The sequence below is a fragment of the Paraplanobispora takensis genome, assembly GCF_016863195.1.
GTDB classification, from domain to species: domain Bacteria; phylum Actinomycetota; class Actinomycetes; order Streptosporangiales; family Streptosporangiaceae; genus Planobispora; species Planobispora takensis.
In genome coordinates, this window is the sequence record NZ_BOOK01000041.1 from 1 (window position 1) to 23309 (window position 23309).

At 69.8% G+C, this 23309-nt stretch carries 23 protein-coding genes, 1 tRNA gene and 2 pseudogenes; 17 read left to right on the forward strand and 9 right to left on the reverse strand.

What is annotated here, in order from left to right; all coding sequences use genetic code 11:
* Positions 1–235 precede the first annotated feature (235 nt).
* Both Pta02_RS28135 and Pta02_RS28140 read right to left on the reverse strand, forming a co-directional pair.
* Positions 236–430, reverse strand: a complete 195-nt coding sequence (locus Pta02_RS28135; protein WP_203877977.1) for a hypothetical protein — start codon at positions 428–430, stop codon at positions 236–238.
* 719 nt (positions 431–1149) lie between these two features.
* On the reverse strand, positions 1150–1767 hold the full coding sequence (locus Pta02_RS28140) for a hypothetical protein (RefSeq protein ID WP_239131281.1): 618 nt from the start codon (positions 1765–1767) through the stop codon (positions 1150–1152).
* 487 nt (positions 1768–2254) lie between these two features.
* Here Pta02_RS28140 and Pta02_RS28145 point away from each other — a divergent pair, with 487 nt between their 5' ends.
* The 5 genes from Pta02_RS28145 to Pta02_RS28165 all read left to right on the forward strand — a co-directional run bounded on the left by Pta02_RS28145 (position 2255) and on the right by Pta02_RS28165 (position 5620).
* The gene (locus Pta02_RS28145; protein WP_203877978.1) at positions 2255–2650 is read left to right on the forward strand and encodes a RidA family protein; all 396 of its coding nucleotides are present in this window, start codon (positions 2255–2257) and stop codon (positions 2648–2650) included.
* A gap of 259 nt (positions 2651–2909) precedes the next feature.
* A complete protein-coding gene (locus Pta02_RS28150; RefSeq protein WP_203877979.1) occupies positions 2910–3701 on the forward strand; it encodes an ArsR/SmtB family transcription factor in 792 nt (263 codons plus the stop codon).
* A gap of 151 nt (positions 3702–3852) precedes the next feature.
* Positions 3853–4317, forward strand: a complete 465-nt coding sequence (locus Pta02_RS28155; protein WP_203877980.1) for a hypothetical protein — start codon at positions 3853–3855, stop codon at positions 4315–4317.
* A 108-nt stretch (positions 4318–4425) separates the two neighbouring features.
* On the forward strand, positions 4426–5088 hold the full coding sequence (locus tag Pta02_RS28160; protein WP_203877981.1) for a class I SAM-dependent methyltransferase: 663 nt from the start codon (positions 4426–4428) through the stop codon (positions 5086–5088).
* A 79-nt stretch (positions 5089–5167) separates the two neighbouring features.
* Positions 5168–5620, forward strand: coding sequence for a hypothetical protein (locus Pta02_RS28165; protein ID WP_203877982.1), 453 nt, complete (start codon positions 5168–5170; stop codon positions 5618–5620).
* 364 nt (positions 5621–5984) lie between these two features.
* On the opposite strand, the pseudogene Pta02_RS41485 reads toward Pta02_RS28165, so the two are convergent.
* The 3 genes and pseudogenes from Pta02_RS41485 to Pta02_RS28180 form a co-directional block, all read right to left on the reverse strand.
* A pseudogene (locus Pta02_RS41485) lies at positions 5985–6322 on the reverse strand (transposase); the annotation flags it as partial.
* A 148-nt stretch (positions 6323–6470) separates the two neighbouring features.
* Positions 6471–7001: a hypothetical protein gene (locus Pta02_RS28175; RefSeq protein ID WP_203877984.1), complete on the reverse strand. Its 531-nt coding sequence runs from the start codon at positions 6999–7001 to the stop codon at positions 6471–6473.
* Positions 7002–7802: 801 nt separating this feature from the next.
* Positions 7803–7876, reverse strand: a tRNA-Arg gene (locus Pta02_RS28180).
* Between the two features lie 95 nt (positions 7877–7971).
* Here Pta02_RS28180 and Pta02_RS28185 point away from each other — a divergent pair.
* Entirely contained in the window at positions 7972–8973 is a 1002-nt protein-coding gene (locus Pta02_RS28185; RefSeq protein WP_203877985.1) for a tyrosine-type recombinase/integrase, read from the forward strand.
* A gap of 131 nt (positions 8974–9104) precedes the next feature.
* Here Pta02_RS28185 and Pta02_RS28190 read toward each other — a convergent pair whose 3' ends face one another.
* The gene (locus Pta02_RS28190; protein ID WP_203877986.1) at positions 9105–9908 is read right to left on the reverse strand and encodes a hypothetical protein; all 804 of its coding nucleotides are present in this window, start codon (positions 9906–9908) and stop codon (positions 9105–9107) included.
* Positions 9909–10360: 452 nt separating this feature from the next.
* Between Pta02_RS28190 and Pta02_RS28195 the strand changes: the two genes are divergently transcribed.
* Positions 10361–10996, forward strand: a complete 636-nt coding sequence (locus Pta02_RS28195; RefSeq protein WP_203877987.1) for a hypothetical protein — start codon at positions 10361–10363, stop codon at positions 10994–10996.
* Positions 10997–11216: 220 nt separating this feature from the next.
* Here Pta02_RS28195 and Pta02_RS28200 read toward each other — a convergent pair whose 3' ends face one another.
* The gene (locus Pta02_RS28200) at positions 11217–11978 is read right to left on the reverse strand and encodes a class I SAM-dependent methyltransferase (RefSeq protein WP_203877988.1); all 762 of its coding nucleotides are present in this window, start codon (positions 11976–11978) and stop codon (positions 11217–11219) included.
* A gap of 138 nt (positions 11979–12116) precedes the next feature.
* On the opposite strand from Pta02_RS28200, the gene Pta02_RS28205 reads away from it, so the two are divergent.
* The 5 genes from Pta02_RS28205 to Pta02_RS28225 all read left to right on the forward strand — a co-directional run bounded on the left by Pta02_RS28205 (position 12117) and on the right by Pta02_RS28225 (position 16913).
* Positions 12117–12848 (forward strand): PadR family transcriptional regulator, encoded by a 732-nt coding sequence (locus Pta02_RS28205; RefSeq protein ID WP_203877989.1) that lies wholly within the window; start codon positions 12117–12119, stop codon positions 12846–12848.
* Between the two features lie 283 nt (positions 12849–13131).
* A complete protein-coding gene (locus Pta02_RS28210) occupies positions 13132–13929 on the forward strand; it encodes a phosphotransferase enzyme family protein (protein WP_203877990.1) in 798 nt (265 codons plus the stop codon).
* On the forward strand, positions 13913–14917 hold the full coding sequence (locus Pta02_RS28215; RefSeq protein WP_203877991.1) for a cobalamin biosynthesis protein: 1005 nt from the start codon (positions 13913–13915) through the stop codon (positions 14915–14917). The genes Pta02_RS28210 and Pta02_RS28215 overlap by 17 nt, the downstream gene beginning before the upstream one ends.
* A gap of 188 nt (positions 14918–15105) precedes the next feature.
* Positions 15106–16701: a cobyric acid synthase gene (locus Pta02_RS28220; protein ID WP_373872420.1), complete on the forward strand. Its 1596-nt coding sequence runs from the start codon at positions 15106–15108 to the stop codon at positions 16699–16701.
* Between the two features lie 8 nt (positions 16702–16709).
* Positions 16710–16913 (forward strand): SHOCT domain-containing protein, encoded by a 204-nt coding sequence (locus Pta02_RS28225; protein WP_203877992.1) that lies wholly within the window; start codon positions 16710–16712, stop codon positions 16911–16913.
* Positions 16914–16943: 30 nt separating this feature from the next.
* On the opposite strand, the gene Pta02_RS28230 is transcribed toward Pta02_RS28225, so the two are convergent.
* Entirely contained in the window at positions 16944–17453 is a 510-nt protein-coding gene (locus tag Pta02_RS28230; RefSeq protein ID WP_239131282.1) for a MarR family winged helix-turn-helix transcriptional regulator, read from the reverse strand.
* Positions 17454–17549: 96 nt separating this feature from the next.
* Here Pta02_RS28230 and Pta02_RS28235 point away from each other — a divergent pair, with 96 nt between their 5' ends.
* From Pta02_RS28235 to Pta02_RS28250, 4 genes are all read left to right on the forward strand, one after another.
* The gene (locus Pta02_RS28235) at positions 17550–18419 is read left to right on the forward strand and encodes a haloalkane dehalogenase (protein WP_203877993.1); all 870 of its coding nucleotides are present in this window, start codon (positions 17550–17552) and stop codon (positions 18417–18419) included.
* 122 nt (positions 18420–18541) lie between these two features.
* Positions 18542–19468: an ABC transporter ATP-binding protein gene (locus Pta02_RS28240; protein ID WP_203877994.1), complete on the forward strand. Its 927-nt coding sequence runs from the start codon at positions 18542–18544 to the stop codon at positions 19466–19468.
* On the forward strand, positions 19437–20237 hold the full coding sequence (locus Pta02_RS28245) for a DUF2705 family protein (protein WP_203877995.1): 801 nt from the start codon (positions 19437–19439) through the stop codon (positions 20235–20237). The genes Pta02_RS28240 and Pta02_RS28245 overlap by 32 nt, the downstream gene beginning before the upstream one ends.
* 23 nt (positions 20238–20260) lie before the next feature.
* Positions 20261–21373: a PucR family transcriptional regulator gene (locus tag Pta02_RS28250; RefSeq protein WP_239131283.1), complete on the forward strand. Its 1113-nt coding sequence runs from the start codon at positions 20261–20263 to the stop codon at positions 21371–21373.
* Positions 21374–21484: 111 nt separating this feature from the next.
* Here the strand turns inward: Pta02_RS28250 and Pta02_RS28255 are convergent.
* Positions 21485–22684: pseudogene (locus Pta02_RS28255) on the reverse strand (MFS transporter); the annotation flags it as partial.
* Between Pta02_RS28255 and Pta02_RS28260 the strand changes: the two are divergent.
* The gene (locus tag Pta02_RS28260; RefSeq protein WP_203877996.1) at positions 22683–23309 is read left to right on the forward strand and encodes a winged helix-turn-helix domain-containing protein; all 627 of its coding nucleotides are present in this window, start codon (positions 22683–22685) and stop codon (positions 23307–23309) included. The pseudogene Pta02_RS28255 and the gene Pta02_RS28260 sit on opposite strands and share 2 nt — an antisense overlap.

Here is a 23309-nt window from a genome sequence, read left to right on the forward strand (position 1 = left end):
GGAACGCATTCTCCGAAGGCTCGATGCCGAACGGTCACACGGTCTGGGGATACATGCTCGTCCGTGCCGACGCGGGTCAGCCGTGGCGGATCGATGACAACGGGGTCGGCTGACCGCGGGGGCGGCATGGCCCCGGTACGGCGGGCCGGTCGGGTACGGCCGTGCGGCAACGCAGTGTGCCGTCGCCTTCGGACCGGGAGTGCTTCCGCGGCGGCCCCTCTTCCGGAACCTGCGACTAACGGATATTCCCCGACCGCAGGAAGATCTCGCCGGTCCATGAGTGATCCCAGGCCGTCTCCGGCGCGGGCGGTTGATCACTCCACAGTTCGATCCGGACATGAGCGGTGATGTCTTCAGGGGACTCGCAGACCATGACGTTGGGACCGATCTCGATCCAGTCCTCGTACCGTCCAGCGCCCGGGATCGTCACGGACCTGCTCCAGCAGGTATGTGATCAGCTCTGCCATCGACCTCGGCCTCCTTAGGTCGGTTCATGCGAATCGATCGGTATGCGCTCAGCGTGGATCGAAGGTGAATTGAAGCAGGCGGAGACGACAGTCCCCGATCACCGGTCGGCCTCGGCCCGTACGGGGCGCAGCGGTCATCGACGGTGATCACCTCCCGCCGACCCGAGGTACGGCTATGGGCAAGCCCTTGAGCTGCGTATTCGCCCGTGGATCCTCCGGTGAAGGGTCACGACGTCGATGTGACCGCTCCGCAAGGCACCTCATGATCCGAGTCATCACTCACGGCCGTGGTTCCAAGGCCTGTCCTGTGAATCTTCTCCTCAGGAGTTCGGCCTGATGCTCCTGCTGACGCACAGGCGGACTCATCCGCTGGGCCAGGTCGCGGGCTGGGGGTCGACCGCGGCCGTCCTCCTGGTGGGAGTGACGACGGTCTCTGACGGGTGGGCGCCCCGCAGGCCGTACGGCTGGCCCTTCCTCGCGTACGGGCTGCCGAAGGGGCATCTGATCCTGGACGTCGTCGAGGAACGGATCATGTTCGTGGAGGTCTTGTATCACCCGGAGCTGTCACGTCCGGTGGATCGAAGCCATCGGCCCGGGAAGACTCCAGCGACCTCGCCTGTTGAGCTGAGGACATGTGGCCATGGTGGGTCGCCTCCTGACGGTCCGGCGGAGAGACGCGGAGTCATCCGTCGTCCGGATCCGCCGACTCCGCGGCCGGTGCGATCTGCAATGGCGCGGCGCCCCCGCCGGCGATCTCGCGCCCGTGATTCAGCGTGTGGTCAAGCTGCCTGGCCAGGAGCGGGAGGCTCGCCGGAGGGAGATACGCCTCGGCGCCGGCGTCGAGCAGCCGGCGGACCGGGCCGGAGTACTGGACTCCGAGCTCCTGATCCTCGATCTCGGTGACGATGACGCGGGCTTTCGGGAACTTCGATCGAAGCATCACGATCAGCTGCGGGCTGACCGGAGGTACCAGCAGCACGTCGGTCGTCTCGGGAGCCGCATGCATATCGAGCACTACGTAGTCCGCCCCGAGCCGGTCCGACAGCGCGACGCGGGCCGCGGTCGACAGCTTCATCGCGGTGGCCACGACCGTCACGCCGTCGTAGTCGATCGGCTCTTGATCGTTGGCCCCGTCTGACGCGTCGCGATCGACGATGGCGCCCTGGACCACGTCGACGGTGCTGGAGATCGTCGCGATCGACGCGCCGTCACGCGTGACGACCAGGTTCTCACCGGGCCCGAGGGCGTCGATGAGCGCCACGACGTCTTCGGGAAGGCGGGCCACGTCGATGCGCTGCACCGAGCGTGGGGAGCGTCTGCGGATCACCATGTCCGGGACACGCTCACGGCTGCGAGAGCAGCCCGCGTCCTGAGCGGTCCCGATCGCCCGGCGAAAGGCCCGTCTGCGGTGACATGGTCGCCTGCCTCGAAGACACCGTCCAACCAGATGATCACATGAGTCCCTTCCGGTGCTGTGATCTCGTTGGATGCCGCCACACGACCGTTGGTTCGAGGCCGCGCGGGAGTTTCCCCCATCGACTACGTCTGCGCTCATCAGACGTGCATTCGACCGGGGGCGAGCTCACAGGCGCCTCCGATCGGCCATGATCATCAAGCGATCGGCGTACAAGTACCCTCTGGGAGTGCCCGGACTGCCGGGCCGGGCACCGTATGGCCGTGGGCGGCCTGGCATCACCCCGGTCACCCGCTCTCCGTTCACCGCTCTCCGTTCACCGCTCTATGTTCGCCGCTTTCCGTTCGTCGCTCTCCCCGGAGGGACTGCACCGATGGCTCTCGAAATCATCCAACCCGAGGACCTGGACAGGCCGAAGACCTACAGCCATGTGATCGTCGCGACCGGCACCCGAATGGTGTTCATCGCCGGGCAGATGTCCGATGACCTTGACGGCAACCTGGTCGCTCCCGACGACCTGCCGGCCCAGGCCGGGCAGGTGTTCACCAATCTCGGCCGCGCCCTTGCCGCCGCCGGAGCCCGCCCGGACCAGGTCACCAAGATCGGGATCTACGTCGTCGATCACCGCCGGGAGTACCTGCCCATCATCGAAGAGGCCAGGGTCGCGCTGTTCGGCGACCACAGGCCCACTGACACCCTGATCGGTGTGGAGAGGCTGGCCGCACCGGGCTACGTGATCGAGGTGGACGCGATCGCGGTCGTCGATTGAACCGGCTGCCCCGGCGACGATCCCGCCACGGCGTGCGCCGTGCTGCGTGGCCGTCAACGGCCGGCCCGGGGGCGGCCGTCTGAACGAGGCGACGGGGCCGTATGCGGGGACGTGCGCGCCGGCCCCGCGAGGCCGTACCGGAGATGATCGGCCGTCCATCGGGGCCGCGTGTCTTGACATGCAGCCATCCGGCTGCCTAAGTTAAAGGCAGTCGGATGGCTGCATATCGACAGAGGGCGACCTGGGTACGGGGGCGGGCATGGACGAGGTGTTCAAAGCTCTGGCCGATCCGAGCCGGCGCGCGCTGCTCGACTCACTCAACGCCCGCAACGGGCAGACGCTGCGCGAGCTGTGCGCCGGACTCGACATGGCCAGGCAGTCCGTCAGCAAGCATCTGGCGGTGCTGGAGGAGGCCGGGCTCGTCACCACGGTGCGGCGGGGCCGGGAGAAGCTGCACTACCTCAACGCCGCGCCCGTGCACGAGATCGCCCACCGGTGGATCAGTCGCTACGACCGGGCCAGGGTCCAAGCCCTGGCGGATCTGAAACTCGCCCTGGAGGAGACCCCGATGGACGCGCCGACCTTCGTCTACACCACCTACATCCGCACCACTCCGCAGAAACTATGGCAGGCGCTGACCGAGCCCGCCTTCACCCGCCGCTACTGGGCCACGGAGTTCACCACGGACTGGTCCGCCGGCTCGCCGATGACCTGGGACAACCACGGGGTGCTCATCAGCGATCCGGAGCAGGTCGTGCTGGAGGCCGAACCCTACAGCCGGCTCTCCTACACCTGGCACGCCATCACCCCGGAGCTCGCCAAGCGCTTCGGCTGGGACGAGGAGTTGCTCGCCCGGTTGTCCGGCGAGGCCCGCTCGAAGGTCACCTTCACGATCGAGGAGGCCGCGCAGGTCGTGAAACTCACCGTCGTGCACGACGGCTTCGAGCCCGGATCGGGCCTGGCCGAGATGGTCACCCACGGCTGGCCGAACGTGGTGGCGAGCCTGAAGACGCTGCTGGAGACCGGCGAACCGCTGCCGGCCGACGCGTGACCTCCCCGGTCAGGGCTCGACGACGTCGCGAGGTGCCCCCGGGACAGAGCATCGGCTCCACTGACGTCGGAGTTCGTCGAGCTTGAAGGTCATCAAGCCGGTAAGGCGATTAGGCTGACCCCGGCCGCCCGCAACGGTGAAGGAGCCGCTGATGACCGTCGACCCGACGATGATCCGAATCGGCCAAGGGGTGGAGTTGCATCACCACCGAGGTCAGCGTGAAGCGGCGCGCGACTTGTTCGCGCAGATCTGGGACGACATCGGAGGTGAGCAAGGCGACCCGCTGCACGTTTGCGTCCTTGCCCATTCGATGGCCGACGTGCAGGACGACGTGCACCAGGAGCTGATGTGGGATCTGCGGGCGCTTGCCGCCGCCGATCTGGTCACCGACGAGCAGGTGGCACGGGCCGGGGTGCCGCTTTCGGTGGCCGGTCTGTATCCGTCGTTGCACCTCAACGTGAGCGAGTGCTATCGCAAGCTGGGCGATCTCGGCCGCGCCCGTGAGCACTTCCAGCAGGCGCGGGCCGAGATCGGCGCACTCGGCGACGACGAGTACGGGCGGCTCATCAGGGGCGGCCTGGAGCGGATGGCCGAACAGTTGGGCGAGGCCGTCTGACTGCACCCCGGTAAGTCCTCTGTACCGGCGACAGTCCGGGCGGACGGGCTGGAGGGAAGATCGTGATTCCCCTGGCTCGCCCCGGGACCGGGAACTATTGTCACGAGCATGGTCGAACCCGATGTCCTCAGCGTCACCCGCGAGGCTTACGACGCCGCCGCCCACACCTATGCGGAGCTGTTCCGCGACTCGCTGCGTGACAGTCCCCTGGACCGCGCGATCTTGGGTGTCTTCGCCGAGGCTGTGAGCGCGAGTGGGGGCGGTCAGGTCGCGGACCTGGGGTGTGGGCCTGGCCATATCACCGCTTATCTGGACGAGCTGGGACTGACGGCGTTCGGGGTTGACGCCTCTCCCGTGATGATCGAGTTGGCTCGACAGGCCTATCCGGGCCTGCGGTTCGACGTGGGCTCGATGGCCGCGCCGGACATCGCCGACGGCGTGCTGGGCGGCGTACTCTCACGTTGGTCCATCATCCACACCCCGCCGCAGGAACTCCCCGTCATCCTGGCGGAGTTCCATCGCGTGCTGGCACCCGGCGGCCACCTTCTGATCGGTTTTTCGGCAAGCGAGGGTCCGTCCCACCCGACTCAGGTCTTCGATCACACAGTCGCGCCGGCCTATCGGTGGTGGCCTGATCACCTCGCCGCGATGCTGCGCGAGTCCGGACTGCCCGAGGTGGCCCGGATGGTTCGCGAGCCCCAGCCCACCGACCGACGGCAGTTCCGGGAGATTCAACTGCTCGCCCGCAAAGCCCGAGCAGGGGCCGCCTGACCGCTATGCCGTACGGGGAACCGCCGGCACCGCGCTGAGCGGCTCTGAGCGTCCCGTCACCGAGCTGACGGCCGCCGACTTGACCCGGCTGGGTGAGGCCTTCCTCCGCAAGATCGGCTTCAGGCCGACCTTCGCCCTGGAACCTGGCCTGCTGGTGCCGCTGGAGGGGGCGCTGAAGATCGTGGAGCGTGACATCCGCGCCACCGGGATCGCCGGGACGCTTCGGATGGTTCTGCCCGACTGGGACACCACGGGCCTGGCGTGGGTGGAGTTCGAAGGCATCTGCCAGGGCAACGGCCTCGGGCCCGGGGGTGATGTCCAGGAGGTGCTCTGGAGTGTGGCCGATGCCGCTCAGGAAGTGGTCATGGAGGTTATCTGGAGGCCGTGGCCCGTCTGCCCGTCGCACGATCGAGGCCTGAACGTCGGGCTGGAAGACGAGATCGCCGTGTGGCGCTGTACGGGCGGCGGGACGCACACCGTCGCGCCGGTGGGTGAACTGCCTCCCGCACGCCGTCAACGATTGACAGATTAGAAGTGGATCGCCGTTTCTCAGCTCTTCACTGAGCTGAAGGCTTCGACTCCACGAGATGGCGCCGCGTAGGTGAAACCCGGCCAGGCAGCTGTCTGTGGGCTTGCCGAAGCGAAAAGCCAGGACGCGTCATTGCTTGATCCGATCGATGTAGCGTTCCGACGTGTTGCGCTGCTCGTGCCTGTGGAGTACAGGCCACCGACGCTGGCTTACCACGAGGCCCGTACAGTGCCTCGACCCGACGCAGCCGCTCAGCGCGGGCCTCGGCCGGCTCGTAGTGCTGCTGCCCCGTGACCTCGGCTTCGCCGATGACCACCGCAACGGGACTTCCACCTCGAACGTGGACACCGGCTGCCAGCATAGATGATCTCTTCGCGAACTCGACCGGGCTGAGGTAACCCAGCGCCGAATGCCTGCGCCGCGTGTTGTGGAACACCAGCCAACGGAAGACCTCCAGCCGCGCCTGGGCCATGCTCGCCCAGTCACCGGCCGGCAAGACCTCCCGCTTGAGGGAGGCGAAGAACGACTCGGCCAGCGCGTTGTCGGCGCTGGAACCGACCGCTCCCATCGACCGGCGCACCCCGAACGCCGCACAGGCACGGGCGAAAGCGGCCGAGCTGTATTGGGCCCGCCGTGGTCCGAGTGGAAAACCACCCCGGCCACCTCCCCGCCCCGGATCCGCGCCGCCGCCAGCGCATCGATGACCCGGCTCCCTGATCGGCACTTTCTGATTTGTTGGCGGAGTGAACTCGGGGATGCTGATTCCGACCGGTGCGTCCCTTGACCGCCTCGGCCGAGGTTCCACGACGTCCGCCACGCTCTTGGGAGCCGCTGACCCATCCACAGCATGACGTCAGTCCGCGTCGCACCAGTAGGCGAGCTGGTGGCTCGTGCTTTTGATCACACGAGGCGCGGACTCGGGCTGCGGCCAGACCTGCAACAGGTAGCGATCAACGACGGCATCTCCCGTAGCCAGCGCGTTCACATCGCAACCCTCGTCCATGTTCACGGCGTGATAGCGCAGCCGATACCACCCCGGAGCCGAGGGCAGACGGGGTAACACATGATCGCCTTCACCTCCCCATTCGGCTACGCGGAGCAAATTCGACGGGGCCCAGTAGCTGATCTCCACGATGTCCTCGTATCCGTCGGTGTCCGCTCCCGGATCCTCGTCGGACACAGCCGCCGAGAAGCCGACCGGACCGCTGGACAGGCCCGTGACCAGGAGAGCTTTGCTGCCCTCCACCCGGATAATCCCCACAGGGTGCTCAGGATGATCCTTCGGAAAGGACTCTGGGGCCGGGAACTCGTCGCCTCCGTCGGCAAGGTAGGCCTGCCCGTAACTGACGTGGAGATCGAACGACTTCACCTGCGTAGCGGCCATAGCCGGCAAGCATAGAACCACCGAATTTTGATACGTGAAATTGCTCTCCGTCAGTTGCCGTACTTCTCCTTGATTGTCCGTCCGTGCTGGCACCCGAGCGGCACGGCCCGGCCTTCTGATCCGGAGGTTCGCTGGAGAACTTTCCTGCACCCACGCGGCGAGCATGCTCGGGGATGGCGGTCGACAACGACAATCATGTCTGGGTCGTCCGGTTTTCTCAGGGTTCCATCGATCCGCTCGTCCCCGGGGCGGATTTGGTGGAAGCGGAACACGACGCAGGTGTCGATCGCGCGTTGAGGGTTGGTCTTCGGAAGTCGGGAAGCTCCTGGTAAATGGATCGACGCCCGCTGCAACCAGAAGCTTCGGACGCAGGTTACGGCTCCTGGCGGGTATGAGGCAGCCATATCGGCAGAGCATCCAGCAGCGCATCCCATCCCTCTGCCAGTAACCACCACATGCCCAAGGCGAGCGCGACACCCATCAGCAGCGTTACCGTGATCAACTTCGTCAAAGCTCGTCCAGAGGACCGAGTCGAGTTCTGGAGGGTTGACACAGCGCCAGTTAACCAGGTGAGCGGGTGGCGGTCCAGGTCCTACTGGGCAGGTGGCAGCACGCAGGATGAAAAGCGCTCAGTTGATCTAACGCATGCTGGGTAGCGGCAGCTTGTCTCGACGCCATGGGGAGGCATTGGGGAGAGATGACCGTAAACGATCAGGATCAGCCGTAGACGGCCGGACGTGAGAAACCCCCGCCTTGCTGTATCAGTGCAGGTCAAGTGGGGGGTTTCGTGGTCATGCGAAGCGCGCCCTGCAGGATTCGAACCTGCGACCGTCGGATTAGAAGTCCGGTGCTCTATCCAGCTGAGCTAAGGGCGCTTAAATTTGGGGGATGACCAGCAGGAACGCTGACCATAGCTTAAGGTAGCATAGCCGCACACCGATGAAAGAGCATCGGATTTGGAGAAGACCAGATGGGTAGATCCCCTCTCCTTGGCCATCTCATCCCCTCCTGGCGGCTGGCGCTCGACAGCGAGCAGAAGTCCCCGGGAACCATCGAGAGCTACCTCCACTCCGCCCGCCTGCTGATCGAGTATCTCGCGCATCATGACATGCCCCAAGAGATCGACGGCATCGAAGCCGGGCATCTGCGGGCATTCTTTGCGTCCCGGCTTAACGGCTGCTGGCTCGACGAGAAGCGCACCCGGCCCTGCCCCTGCGGGGCGCTGACCCCCCGCTCCGCCGGCGACACCCACAAGCACTTCCGCAACCTGCGCGTGCTGTTCAACTGGCTCGTCGCCGAGGGCGAGCGGCAGGGCCCCTCGCCGATGGCCAGCCTGTCCCCGCCCAAGGTCGTCGTCCAGCCCGTCGAGCCGCTGAGCGAGCACGAGCTGAAGCTGATGCTCAAGACGTGCGCGGGCACCGCCTTCGCCGACCGCCGAGACACCGCGATCATCCGCATCCTGCTGGACAACGGGATGCGCGGCAGCGGCCTGGCCGGGCTGCGCTACCACCCCGAAGACCCCGAGCTGAGCGACGTACTGCTCGCCCAGCACGTCCTGCGGATCCGGCTGAAGGGCGGCCGGACGCACATGGCCCCGATCGGGCGCAAGACCGCGGCGGCCGTCGACCGGTACATCCGGGCGCGCGCCCGGCACAAGCACGCCGACAGCCCCTGGCTGTGGCTGCCCGAACGCGGGATCACCGCAGCCGGCGGAGAGCGCCGCCTGACCACCACCGGCATCCTGCAGATGCTCAAGCGCCGGGCGCGCGAGGCCGGCATCACCGACGTCTACACCCATCGGTTCCGCCACACGATGGCGGCCTCCTTCCTGGACGCCGGAGGCGACCCCCTGGACCTGATGCGCGTGGGCGGCTGGAACTCCCTGGAGATGGTCCGGCGCTACAGCGCGGCCACCGCCGAGCGCCGCGCACGGGATGCGCACGCCCGTTTGTCGCCCAGCGACCGGATCTAGCCGTGACCGGAAGCGATCACCGGGTTGGCGCAGAGGACGTTCCGGCCGGTTGAACGGACGCTGATCACGCTGGGTCAGCGCCCGGGAAGCCCGGTGAAGCGACCGGTCAAGGCCCGCAGGCTCATGGAGCGTCACCGGTGTTGGACGCGGTAGGCGTCCACCAGGTCGTCGCTGTAGGGATCCCGTCCGGCTCCGATGGTGGCGGGGGCCGAGATGGAGGCCTTCACGTCCCAGCTGTACCGGGTGGCGGCGGTGGCTCCTCGCAGCAGGTAATCACCGCCCGGCTTCCAGTAGGTGATGACCGTCACCGGAACGCCCCGGTGGTCGGTGTGGACGCCCCACATGAAGGAGATCTTGCCGACCTGCGGATCGAGCCGGCCGCCGAGCATGTCGCGGAACGGCTTGGAAGCGCGGAACAGAGCGGCGAAGGTGGTCGTGCCCCGGTAGTCCCAGGTCCTGCTGACCCGACGACCGTCGGCATCGTTGTTCGGGGCACCGCGTCGGTTGATGGTCGCCGTTCTGACGAGGAACTTCAGGGTGTCCACGTCGAAGGGGTCGATGATCTGGTCGCCGTAGAGCGCCGCGCCGCCGGGCGCCTTGCCGAGCGTGCGCCACCCGGCGCCGCCGCCGTAGGCGGGCCCCGAGACGTAGAGGCGGCCGCCGACCGTGCGCATCCGGTGCACCGCTGACGCGATCTTGACCTGGTCGGCCGCCCGTTGGTCGCCGTCGGCGGCGTCCTCCTTCAGGAACCGCAGGGCGCATTCGGAGGTTTCCACCTGGCGTTTCATGTCGGCGGCCACCACGCCGCCCCGGCCCAGCTTGGCCAGACCGGTCACCACGGGCGCATCAGCCCGCGCTCCGCACTCCCGCATCGGCAGCGCCTCCATGCGCGGATCCGACGGCCAGCCCGCATCGGTCCTTTGGTAGATCTTCACCGCGGCTCCCTGACTCTGGAGCCGCTTCACGGCAGCCACCACATCTGCCGCGGTTGCCTGCGCGGGGGAGGGAAGCGCGGTCAGTCCGAGCACGATCACCGGTATTACCTGCCATCTCATGGTGGGCGATCATGCCACACAGCGTTTGCGGGTGAGTTCGGACAGCGCTCGCGGCCGAAGCGGGCGAGAAATGCCGGTGAGAAGTAGCGGCTGTCAGCAGCGCTGAAGGCTCCTGAGCGCCGGCGCGTCACCGTTACGGACTTGCATACGGCTGCTGATTCCGGTCAATTCCAAAGCCGACCTGCGAAAAGACCTTGGTGCGTGGCGCAAGAACGGTGGCCCGAAGACAGGCGCCCGAACCGGTGATCCGTGACTCCTCGGCGCGCGTATTGCCTACATCGTCCTTGAGGACAACGCACCATCGACCAGTCTCTATCCGATCAGGAGATCAGATGCGCCGACGAACTCTAGCCATCTTCGCGCTGCTCGCCGCAGTAGTCGGAGGTCTCCTCACGGGACCCGCTCCCGCCTTCGCCGCCGTGGACTTCCCGCCCGTCTGCACGTTCGCCGCGGGCCAGCTCAACACGGGCGAGGTCACCTGCCGGGTCGCGACGAACATCGGCGACAGGACTGTCACATCCATCGACTGGACGGTGAACGGCGCCAACGTCGCACAGTTCAAGAACTTCCCGCAGATCACCGTGGGGTGTTCATCCGGCCAAGTCTTGATCGGCCACACGCTCACCTTCTCCAACGGCGAAACGGGTGCGGGCACCCGGGTGACCACCTGCCAGAACAGAACTGCCAGCATCACCAGCTTCACGTGCGGACCACTGCCGCGGGGAACGGGATACATCCTGTGCGAAGCGGTCTGGACAGGTGGGGTCGACCCGGTCACCGCTGACTGGTCCAGCCCGCGAGCGCGCCGTCAGCCTGTCGTGACCACCGATCCGATCGCCCGCAGGACCACGGCCGCCTTCGACTGCAACAACCCCGGCGGGCCGGACCTCACCTTCACCACCCTGGTCACGGTCACCGACGCCGTCGGCTCCAGAGCCTCGGTCTCAACCATCCCCTGCGGATGGTAGGCCCGGATGGGCCGCCTCACCCGGCGACAACGCCTTGGCGAGAGGGGTGATGTGCTCCACCGAAGCCGGAGCGGTTCAGTCCGGTGCCTGCCGGGTGGTCTTCGCCGATCAGGACTTCGCCGGGCGGTTGGGGCTCTGGGCGCGTCAGGTGCTGGGCAGCCTCGTGCCGTGCCGGCTGGAACGCTCAATCACCACGACGGCTGATCGTTACCAGGCGCCGTCAGTCGGCGTCGAGAACGAAGAACAGGAAGCTCAGGAATCTTGTACGGGCAGGCTCGATCTCGCGCAGTTCCTCGGGGAACAGCTCGCGGGCTTCCGGTGCGAACGGCGGTTCGCTGATGACGCCGATGCGAAAGCCGGCCGCGGTGAAGGCCTCGGTCATCGCGTGCAGCGGCCGGTCCCAGAAGCTCATCCGGGCGCTCTGCCCGCCCATGGTCCATTCCTCGATCCGGTTGCGGATCCCGAAATAGCTGGGCTTCTCCCCGGCCATGTGATGCATGAGGGTGATGGCGAAAGGATGCTCGACCGAGACCAGCAGCCGGCCGCCGGGCCTGAGCACCCGTCGCATCTCGGTCAGCGTCGGTCCCCAGTCTTGCAGGTAGTGCAGCACCAGGGACGCGATGACGTCGTCGAAGGCGTCATCGGGAAAGGGCAGCGGATCGGCCAGATCCGCCACCCGCAGATCCGCCTCGGCGCCCAGGCGCAGCCGGGCCAGCTCCAGCATCCCGGCACTGGCATCGATGCCGGTCAGGACGGCGCCTCGATCGCGCAGCGCGGCGAACAGGGGACCCGAGCCGCAGCCGGCGTCGAGGATGCGCCGGCCGGCCACCTCCCCGGCGAGCTTCAGCATCGCCGGCCGTTCGTAGTACGCGTTCAGCAGGCTGGTCTCGTTCTCGGCCGTGTACCCCTCGGCCAGACGGTCATAGTCGTTGAACGCGGAGGGATCGGCGGCCTCGACGTGATCTTCGGGGATGGTAGACATGGGGGCTATCTTGACCCAGTCGGTCTCTGCGGCGCAGACATACGGACCGTTTGTCGTGATCGAGTGCTTCGGAGCCCTCGCTTCCTTGGACCGAGGCGGCTCGAATACTCGGGGACGGGTGATCGCTGGAGGTGGCGTGTGGCGCGCAGGCGTGGGAATCCGCTGGCGTTGGCGGTGCTGGCGTTGCTGTTCGAGCGGCCGATGCATCCGTATGAGATGGCCTCGACCATGCGTGCCCGGCGCAAGGAGGAGAGCATCAAGCTCAACTACGGCTCGCTGTACTCGGTCGTGGACGGGTTGGTGAAGCACGGGCTGATCGAGGCGGTGGGGGTCCTGCGGGAGGGCAGGCGGCCCGAGCGGACGGTCTATGAGCTCACCGAGCCGGGGAGGCTGGAGCTGTTCGACTGGCTCAGCGAACTGGTCAGCACTCCGGCCAGGGAGTACACCTCCTTCGAGGCGGGGTTGTCGCTGCTGCCGGTGCTCCCGCCCGAGGAGGCGGTGCGTCTGCTGGAGGAACGCGTACTCAGGCTGGAACAGCACCTGCACATGGATGAGGCGCTCCGGGAAGTCACGGTGAAGCAGGGGTTGCCCCGGTTGCTCCTCATCGAGTGGGAGTACACGAGGATGCTCCGCCGGGCCGAGCTCGACTGGGTGAAGGGGCTGATCGACGAGCTTCGGGAGGGCACGTTCGAGGGTCTGGACTTCTGGCGGGTCTGGCACGAACGGTGCTCCGCCGGTCTCGAACCACCCGGGCTCGAGGCGATCGGCTATGTGGCCGGTTATCCGGCCGACCACGGCGCGGCGAACTCCGCCGGTTCTGCGGGTGCCGGTTCTGCGGGCGACGACGATCCCGAGGCGCCGATCGCCTGACGTGCGTGCGGTCCCCGGCGGGTGCGGCAACACCGCGCCGGGGACCTGACGGTCTCACGCGGAGGCGAAACCCGGCCTCGCTACAAGGCGGTTCCACGATACGGGGTCACCGTCGTTCCCGCCCCGGCGCTCTCGCCGTACGTCCGCGTAAGCCGTACGTCCGCGTAAGCCGTACGGCCGAGCAAGCCATGGATCCGCGCAAGCCATGAGTCCACATAAAGGGCATAACGGTCTACTGCAAACGGTCACGACCACGAGGCCGATCCGTCTAGGCTCAATTGGCATGTTCGTCACCACGGTCCACGAGGAGATCCCCTTGACGGGGGGTGACGTGACGGATGGGGTGGTGCGGGTCGGCAACACCGTCCGCAGGCCCACCCGGCCGTCCACGCCGTCCGTGCACGCGCTGCTGCGCCATCTGGAGGCGGCGGGGTTCGACGGGGCTCCCCGGGTGATGGGGTTCGACGGGCAGGGCCGCGAGATCCTGACCTATCTCGAGGGCGAGTCGGGAGCCAGGCCGCTTCCGCCGTACGCGGTGACCGACGAGGCGCTGGTCGCCCTCGCCGGGCTGCTGCGGCGCTTCCACGACGCCGCCGTCTCCTTCCGGCCGCCCCGGCAGGCGATCTGGGAGAACGGCTCCAACGACGACCGGGCCCCCGAGCTGGTGGGGCACTGCGACGTCAACCTCGACAACGTGATCTTCCGTGACGGCCTGCCGTACGGCCTGATCGACTTCGACCTGGCCCGGCCGACGACGCGGCTGTTCGACATCGTGACCACCCTGCGCCACTGGGCGCCCCTCGCCGATCCGGTGGACCTCGACCCGCTCCAGCGCGAGCTGGAGGCCGGTCCGCGCCTGCGCCTGTTCTGTGACGCGTACGGCCTGGCGCCCCGTGACCGCCGTCGCCTGCTCGACCTGGCCCGCCTGCGCTTCAGCCGTTCCTACATCGCCATGCGCGCCAGGGCGGCCTCAGGCGGCGGCTGGGCCCGCATGTGGGCCGAGGGAGCCGGCAGCCGCATCCGCCGGGCGGGAGCCTGGCTCGACGCCCATCAGGACGAGCTCCATGACCATCTCGTCTGACGGCGGCGGTACCCCGCCGCTGGGGGCACGGGCCATTCTGGACGTGTCACGGGTGACGAGCACCCCCGCCGGGGCCCACGCCCTCGGGATGCTCGCCGGGGTCGTCCTCGACGCGCTCCTCGCCGACCCGCGACGCGGGCATCCGGTCGCGCTGTTCGGCCGGGCCGCCGCGGCGCTGGAGAGGCGGCTGTACGGCGACGCCCGGGCCAACGGGGTCGTCCACGTCGCCATCTGCGTCGGGTCCGTGGCGCTGCTCGGCGCCGCCGCCGGCCGGGTGCGCAATCCGCTGGCCCGGGGCGCGGTGAGCGCAGTGGCGACCTGGGCGGTGCTGGGCGGGACGACGCTCGGGCGTGAGGGCGCGGCCATGGCGGCCTTCCTGGAGGACGGCGACCTGGCCGGGGCGCGCGGGCGGCTCTCGCACCTGTGCGGCCGGGACCCCTCGAACCTGCACGAGCCGGAACTGGCCAGGGCGACGGTCGAGTCGATCGCAGAGAACACCTCCGACGCCGTGGTGGCACCGCTGCTGTGGGGCGCGGTGGCCGGGGTACCGGGGCTGCTGGCCTACCGGGCGGTCAACACGCTGGACGCCATGATCGGCCACCGCAACGCCCGCTACGAGCGCTTCGGCTGGGCCGCGGCGCGGCTCGACGACGTCGCCAACGCCGTTCCGGCCCGGCTCACCGGGGTGCTGGCGGTGCTGGCCGCTCCGGTCGCCGGAGGTTCGGTACGGCGGGCGGCGGCCGTACTCCACCGGGACGGCCACCGTCACCCCAGCCCCAACTCGGGCCGGTGCGAGGCGGCCTTCGCCGGGGCGCTGGAGGTCACCCTCGGCGGGACGAACGTCTACGGCAACCGTGTGGAGCACCGGCCGGAGCTGGGCGACGGGCCGAAACCGTCGGCGAGGGAGATCCGGCGTTCGGTACGGCTGGCGCGCGCGGTAGGGTTCGCCGCTGCGGGACTCGCCGTCTTCGCCGCGCTCCGCGGGTGATCCCTCCGCTCCGCGAAGCCGACCTCCGCTGCACGCGGCGGCCTCCGCTCAGCGGGCGATCTCCGCTTCGTGCGGCGATCTCCGCCCTGTGAGGCCGGCCCTCGCACGGCGCGGACGACGGCGGTGGGTGCCGCGGTGCCCGGGAACCCCCGCGGCGCATGGGCCCGGCATCGGCGGGAAAGGCGGTCATGGCAGGCACAGCGGGCGGCGCGGCGGACGGTGCTGCGGGCGGTGTGGCGGACGGTGCTGCGGGGGTGACCGGCGCGCTCCTGGTCGCCGGGACCACCTCCGACGCGGGCAAGAGCATCGTCACCGCAGGCATCTGCCGGTGGCTGGCCCGCCAGGGCGTGAAGGTCGCGCCGTACAAGGCGCAGAACATGTCGCTGAACTCCTTCGTCACCGCCGACGGCGCCGAGATCGGCCGGGCCCAGGCGATGCAGGCCGCGGCGTGCGGGCTGGAGCCCAGCGCCGACATGAACCCCATCCTGCTCAAGCCGGGCAGCGACCGGCGCAGCCAGGTGGTGGTCATGGGCAGGCCGCTGGCCGACGTCGACGCGATGGAGTACTGGCAGGTCAAGGACCACCTCCGGGACATCGCCGTCGAGGCGCTGGAGCGATTGCGGGCCCGCTACGACGTGGTGGTCTGCGAGGGGGCGGGCAGTCCCGCGGAGATCAACCTGCGCCGGGGCGACATCGCGAACATGGGCCTGGCCCGGGCGGCGGACCTGCCGGTCGTCGTGGTCGGCGACATCGACCGGGGCGGGGTCTTCGCCTCGCTGTACGGGACGGTGGCCCTGCTGGAGCCCGCCGACCAGGCGCTCATCGCCGGGTTCGTGATCAACAAGTTCCGGGGCGCGCGCGAGCTCCTCGAACCCGGCCTCGACATGATCAGGAAGCTGACCGGCCGCGAGGTGTACGGCGTGCTGCCCTGGCTGGACGGCATCTGGCTCGACGTCGAGGACTCCCTGGCCCTGGACAACCGGCCCGCGTCCGCCGCGCGCACGCCGTACGGCAGGCAGACCCTGAGGGTCGCGGTGGTCAGGCTGCCGCGCATCTCCAACTTCACCGACGTCGACGCCCTGGCCTCCGAGCCCGGTGTGGTCGTGCGCTTCGTGACCTCTCCGGCCGAGCTCGACGACGCCGACCTGGTGGTCCTGCCCGGTTCCCGCGCCACGGTCTCGGACCTGGCCTGGCTGCGCGCCACCGGTCTGGCCGACGCGCTGCCCGGCCGGGTCGTGCTCGGCATCTGCGGCGGCTACCAGATGCTCGCCCGGACCATCCACGACGACGTCGAGTCGGGCGCCGGGCGGGTCGAGGGGCTCGGGCTGCTGCCCGCCACGGTGGAGTTCGCCAGGGACAAGACGCTGGGCCGCCCGGTCGGCAGCGCGTACGGCTGCCGCGTGGCCGCCTACGAGATCCACCACGGGGTGGTGACCGTCGAGGGAGGCGCCCCCTTCCTGGACGGCTGCCGGGCGGGCACGGTCTGGGGGACGACCTGGCACGGGGCCCTGGAGAACGACGACTTCCGGCGGGCCTTCCTGACCGAGGTGGCCGCCGCCTCCGGCCGGGACTTCACCCCCGCGCCCGGGACGAGCTTCGCCGCGCTGCGCGAGGAACGGCTGGACGCCCTCGGCGACCTGATCGAGCGGCACGTGGACACCGGTGCCCTGCTCCGCCTCCTGGACGGCGGAGCCCCGCGGGGCCTTCCGACGCTGCCGCCGGGAGGTTCCCTCCCCGGAGCGCCGAATTTCTCGCACAATGGTGATATGGACGGTGAACGATGATCACCCGGATGGTTATGGTCCTCTTCGTCATCGCCGTGATCGCCGCGGTGGTGCTCGGCGTCGCCCTCATGGTCCACACCGCCAAGAGGCGCTCCTCCGCTCTGCCCGCGCCCGACGACCCCCGCGAGATCCTCCGGCGCCGCTACGCCGCCGGCGAGATCGACGAGGACGAATACCTCCGCCGCATGTCCGGTCTCTCCCAGGACTGGTGAGAACGAGCGCGTCCCGGAGAGAGGTGCGCCTCAGGCGTGCCGGTCGTCGGCGGAATGCGGCGCCTGCCGTGAGTGGTGGTCTACCAGGCGGGTCAGGAGTGCGACCAGCTGCTCGCGTTCGGGTCCGGTCAGCGGGGCGAGCAGGTCCTCGTGGAGGGAGTCCAGGAGGGCGTCGAGCCGGGCCGTCAGGCTGCGGCCCTCGGGGGTCACGGTGATGACGTTGCGGCGGCGGTCGGCGGGGTCGGGCGCCCGCTCGATCAGGCCGCGGTCGGCGAGTTCGTTGATCACGGCGACCAGGTCGCTGCGGTAGACGCCGGTGCGGCGGCTCAGCGTCGCCTGGCTGGCCGGGCCGGACTCCCGGAGCGTGACCAGCACGGCGTAGTGCCATCTGCGCGCGTCCTCCTCGGCCAGTTTCCTGCTCACCAGCCGCTCGGCGTGCGCCGCCGCCATCCCCAGCAACCTGCTCGGCAGGGTCCGCAGCCGGACGGGTGTGGCCTGGTCGTCGCCGGTGTGCGTCATGTCGGCGGCACTGTCGCTCATGCCGCCGATCTTATCCCTTGCGTTAGCCACCCTAACGGTTTAGATTCGTTAGTGTCATAAACGTTAGTGTGGCAAACGGATTGGACGGGTGGCCCGATGCCGACCATCGATGTGCTCGACTCGACGATGTACTACGAGGAGACGGAAGGGGCCGCTGAGGGCGGGGCTCCGCTGGTCTTCCTGCACGGCAACCCCGCCTCCTCGCACCTGTGGCGCAACGTGCTGCCCCGTCTCGGCGGGTCCGGCCGGGTGCTGGCTCCCGACCTGATCGGCATGGGCCGCTCCGGCAAGCCCGCCCTCGGCTACCGCTTCGGCGACCACGCCCGCTACCTCGACGCCTGGTTCGACGCGCTCGGCCTGCAGGAGGTGATCCTGGTCGGCCACGACTGGGGCGGGGCGCTGGCCTTCGACCGGGCGGCCCGCCGTCCCGGGCGGGTTCGCGGTGTGGCCTTCATGGAGACCTTCGTCCGGCCGATGAGCTGGAGCGAGCTCGGCGAGGGGCCGCGGGCCCGGGGTGAGAAGATCCGCGGGCCTGAGGGGGAGTCGCTGGTGCTCGACCGGAACTTCCTGGTGGAGACCGCGTTCACCGGCGGTGTGCTGACGGCGCTGAGCCCGGAGGAGATGGCCCCCTATCTGGCGCCGTACCCCACCCGCGACAGCCGCCGCCCCCTGCTGGAGTGGGCGCGCTCGCTGCCGCTCGACGGGGAGCCCGCCGACGTGGCCGGCCGGATCGAGGCCTACGGCGCGTGGCTGGCGGGCAGCGGCGACGTCCCCAAGCTGCTGCTCACCTTCGACTCCGCGCCGACCCTGCTCATCGGGGAGGAGATGGCCGCCTGGTGCGCGGCCAACATCGCCGCCCTGGAGATCGAGCACTGCGGCCCGGCCGGCCACCACGCGCCGGAGGACCGGCCCGAAGAGATCGCCGCGGCGATCACCGCCTGGATCGAGCGGCGGAAGCTCCGCTGAGCCCGGACGCCCGGACGCTCCGGACGCCCCGGGCGGCTTCCGGAAGCGGGAAACGAAGAGGCGGGGAAGTGTCGTGATCGGGTCATGGTCCGGGAGATCGGTGCGGGGGCACGATCGGGAGCATGACAGCGGTAGTGGAGACCGAGGGACTGACCAAGTTCTACGGCAGGCGCCGGGGGCTTGAGGACCTCGATCTGGAGATCAGGCCCGGAGAGGTGTTCGGGTATCTGGGCCCGAACGGCGCGGGCAAGACGACGACCATCCGGCTCCTGCTCGACGTGATCCGCCCCACCCGGGGCCGGATGAGCGTGCTGGGCATGGACCCCCGCGATCCGGCCGTGCGCGGCCGGATCGGTTACCTGCCCGGGGAACTGGCCCTGGAGGGCCGCGAGAAGGCGAGCGAGTACCTCGACTTCCTGGGTCGCGCCCGCGGCGGCGTGCCCAGGGAGCGGATCGCGGCGCTCGCCGAGCGGCTGGACGCCGACCTGTCGGTGCCGATGGGGAAGCTCTCCAAGGGCAACAAGCAGAAGGTCGGGCTGATCCAGGCGTTCATGCACGAGCCGGAGTTCCTGATCCTGGACGAGCCGACGAGCGGGCTGGACCCGCTGGTGCAGCAGGAGTTCCTCGCGATGGTCCGCGAGGTGCGCAGCGGCGGGCGGACCGTGCTGATGTCCTCCCACGTGCTGGCCGAGGTGGAGCACGTCTCCGACCGGGTCGGCATCGTCCGGAGCGGCCGGCTGGTCGCGGTCGAGGACATCGCGGCCCTGCGGGAGAAGGCGGTGCGCCGGGTGGAGCTGCACTTCGACGCGCCCGTGCCGCGAGAGGCCTTCGAGAACCTGCCCGGCGTGCGGGACCTGAAGGTGGAGGGGGCCGGCGTGCGCTGCACGATCGACGGCCGCCCGGACGCGCTGGTCAAGGCGGCGGCCCGGTTCACCGTGGTGCACCTGGTCAGCGCCGAGCCCGACCTGGAAGAGATCTTCCTGACCTACTACAGCGAGAGCGAGGAGGAGGGACGTCATGCCCGCGCTGGTGTCCAAGAGCCTGCGTGACTACCGCAGGTCGCTGATCCGCTGGACGATCGGCATCGGGGCGTTCTTCACGCTCTACCTGTCGATCTATCCGAACATCTCCGAGAACAAGGAGATCTACGGCGCACAGGCGCTGGCCAAGTATCCGGGCGCGCTGCGCGACCTGATGGGCGGCATGGAGGACTTCACCTCCGGGATCGGATATCTGAGCAGCGTGGTCTACCAGCTGTTCGGGCCGATGCTGTTCGTGGTGTGCGCGATGCTCCTGGGCAACCGGGCGATCGCCCAGCCGGAGGAGGCGGGCACGCTGGAGCTGACCGTCACGCTTCCGATCGACCGCAGGAGGCTGGTCTTCGAGCGGTTCGTCGCCCTCGCCCTGGGCCTGCTCGCCGTCGCGGCGGCCACGTTCCTGCTCGTCTGGGTGCTGTCGGCCGTCTCCGACATGGGCGTCCCCGCCGACCGGATCCTCGCCGCGCACACCGGGGTCTTCCTGCTCGGCCTGTTCTTCGGCGTGCTGGCGCTGACGGTGGGCGCGGCCACCGGGCGCAAGGGGGCGGCGATGGCGGTCGTCGGCGTGGTCGCGGTCGGCGGCTACATCGTGGAGACCATGGGCAAGAACGTGGACTGGATCTCCTGGCTGCGCTGGATCTCGCCCTTCCACTACTACCTGGACGGCAGGCCGCTCCACCAGGGATTCCCCGTGGGGGACTACCTCGTGCTGGCCGGTGCGACCGCCGTGCTGCTGATCACCGCGATCCTCGCCTTCGATCGGCGTGACGTGGGAGTCTGATGGACGAGATCGCAGGAGCCGGCATGCGATCGAGCGAAGGGACAGCGGTGATGAAGGTGCCCGCCGACCTGCTCGGCGGGCACCTTCACGTGCTGGACGAGGCGGTCGCCACCGGGCGGCTGCCCGGCCGTGAGGCGCTCGACGCCTACCGGACGGCGGGCGCGCGGGCCGCCGAGCTGGGCGTGCCGCTGCGGGACCTGGTCGACACCGCCCTGGCGATGGCCGAGCCGGCCGGACACGACGGGCCCGCCGGGCCGGGCCGGGCAGCCGGTGCGGCGCTGCTGCCGGCACTGCGGCGGGTGGTCTCCGCCCTCATGGAGGGCTACGAGAACGCCCAGCGGCTGGCCATCCGCCAGGAGGAGTCGGCCCGCAGGGAGTTCGTGGACGACCTGCTCCAGGGCCGCTCGGACCGGCTGGCCGAGCGCGCCGAGCACTTCGGGCTCCGGCTCGCCGAGTCCTACGTGGTCGCGGTCGCCCGCCCGGCCGGTACGGCCCTGCGCGGGGACGGGGACGCGATGGTGCGGCGGATCGAGCAGGCGATGATCACCCGGTTCGGGTCGCACAACGTGCTGGTCGCCGTCCGGGACGGGATGATGGTCTGCGTGGCGCCGGGCGGCCTCGGCGCGGCGACCGGGGAGTTCACGCATCACGTGCGGCAGGCCATGGAGCCGGGCTGGCGGGTCGGGGTGGGACGCCCGCACCGGGGGCCCGGCGGGGTGGTCGCCTCCTACCGCGAGGCCGGCAACGCGATCGAGCTGGGCGATCGGCTGGGGCTGCGCGCGGCCGTGCTCAAGGCCGCCGACCTGCTGGTCTTCCCGGTGCTGCTGCGCGACCGGGAAGCCATCGACGACCTGGTCACGACCGTGCTGAGCCCGCTGCTGGAGGCGCGGGGCGGTCCTGAGCCGCTGCTCGCCACGCTGGAGGCCGTCTTCGCCGCGCAGGGGAACCAGACGGCGGCCGCGCGCAAGTTAGGCGTCAGCACCCGGGCGGTGACCTATCGGCTGGAACGCGTCCGCCGGCTCACCGGCTTCTCCCCCGACGATCCCACCCAGCGCTTCACCCTGGAGACCGCCGTGCTGGGCGCGCGTCTCCTCGACTGGCCCGCCCAGCCCCTCGCCTCCCGCCCCCGGACCTGACGTCGCCCCGCTCCCGGACTCGGCCTCCGCCTCGGCCGCGGCCACCGCGCGGGCCGTGACGGTCCGGGAGACCAGGAGGATGGTGAGGACGCACAGGCCCGCGGCGGCGCAGAACACGGCGGGCAGCCCGGCCGCCGCGGCGAGGATCCCGCCGGCCGCCGCGCCCAGGGGCCTGGCGCCCATGCCGATCAGGCGGACGGTCGCGTGGACCCGGCCCATCAGCCGCTCGGGGACGAGCCGCTGGCGCAGCGAGACCAGCAGGACGTTGCAGACGGCGTTGGTCGCGCCGAGGAGCACGGCGGTCACGCCGATGGCGGGGACGGTGGGGACGAGGACCGGGACGAGCAGCAGCAGGGCGTTGACCAGGTTGACCGTGACCAGCGTCCGGGCCTGGCCCGCGTGCCGGGCCAGCCGCTCGGCGACCAGCGAGCCCGCGATCGCACCGAGGGCGAGCGCCGCCGCCAGCAGGCCGTACCCGCCGGGGGTGAGCCCCACCCGCGACTCCTCGCCGACCACCCACAGGACGAAGACCGCGAAGTAGGCGTCGTTCGCGAAGTTGAACACTCCCGCGAACAGGGCCAGGCTCCGCAGGACGCGGTGTCCCCACAGGAAGCGCAGCCCCCGGGCGATGTCGGCGCGGAGCGGGCCGGAGGAGGGGGTCCGGAGGCGGAAACGCCCGCGCATGCCGAGCAGGGCGAGTCCCGCCGCCGCGTACAGCAGGGCGGGCGCCCCGAGCGTGGCGGTGATCCCGAGCGTGGCGCCGAGCCCGATCAGGACCCCGGCGAGCGGGGCGCCGAGGAAGTTGTTGCCGACCGTCTGCGCGGCGACGAGCTTGCCGTTGGCGTCGGTGAGCCGCTCACGCGGCACGGCCATCGGCACCACCGCCTGCGCCGCGCTGTCGGCGAAGACCTCGCCCGCGCCGAGCAGCAGGACCCCGGCCAGCAGCACGGGCAGGTTCAGCATCCCCAGCCAGGCCGTCAGCGCCAGCGCGGCCAGCACGCCCGCCCGGGCCCAGGTGGCCGCGGCCATCATCCGGCGCCGGTCGCACCGGTCGGCGAAGACCCCCGCGTGCAGGGAGAACAACAGCCAGGGGAGTGTCACCGCCGCGGTGACCAGGGAGACCAGGAACGGCGAGCGGGTCAGCGTCACCGCGATCAGGGGCACCCCCATGAGCACGACGCCGTCGGCGGTGTTGGACAGGCCGGAGGAGGCCCACAACCAGCGGAAGGATCGCCCGGGCACCGGCACCTCCGGTAGCGTGTAAAGGAAAGTATGCAAAACTCTCTTTGCAAAGATATGGCTGCAAACCATGGACGACAAGACCCCCGGCCCGGATGACCCACCGGTCGTCCTGAACTCGACCCGGGAGCTCGACGCCTCCGCGCTCAAGGGGCTCGCCCACCCGATCCGGCTCCGCCTGCTGGAACTGCTGGAGCGCGACGGCCCCGCGACGGCGACCCAGCTCGCCGCCAAGAGCGGGGAGAGCACCGGCTCGACCAGCTACCACCTGCGCCGGCTGGCCCACCACGGCCTCATCGAGGACGCTCCCGGCCGGGGGAAGGGGAAGGAACGCTGGTGGCGCGCCTCCTCGTTCGGATTCGACGGGGACCGCTTCCGCCGCGACCCCGACACGGCGCAGGCGGCCGAGCTCCTGCTCGCCGACCTGCTCCGGCAGCGCAACGCCGAACTCGGCCGCTGGCTGGAGGAGTCGCGGCACGCCCCGCGCGAATGGGTCAGGGCCACCCTCAACTCGCACACCGTCATGCGCCTGACCCGGGATGAGCTCGCCGACCTCGTCCGGGAGGTCTCCGGGGTGATCGAGGCCCACCGCAACCGGGTGAGGGACCGGGAGGAGGGCACGCCGGACACCGCACGGGTCATCGTCGCCTTCGACGCCTTCCCGGTCGGTCTCGGCGCCCCGGACCCCTCGCGATGA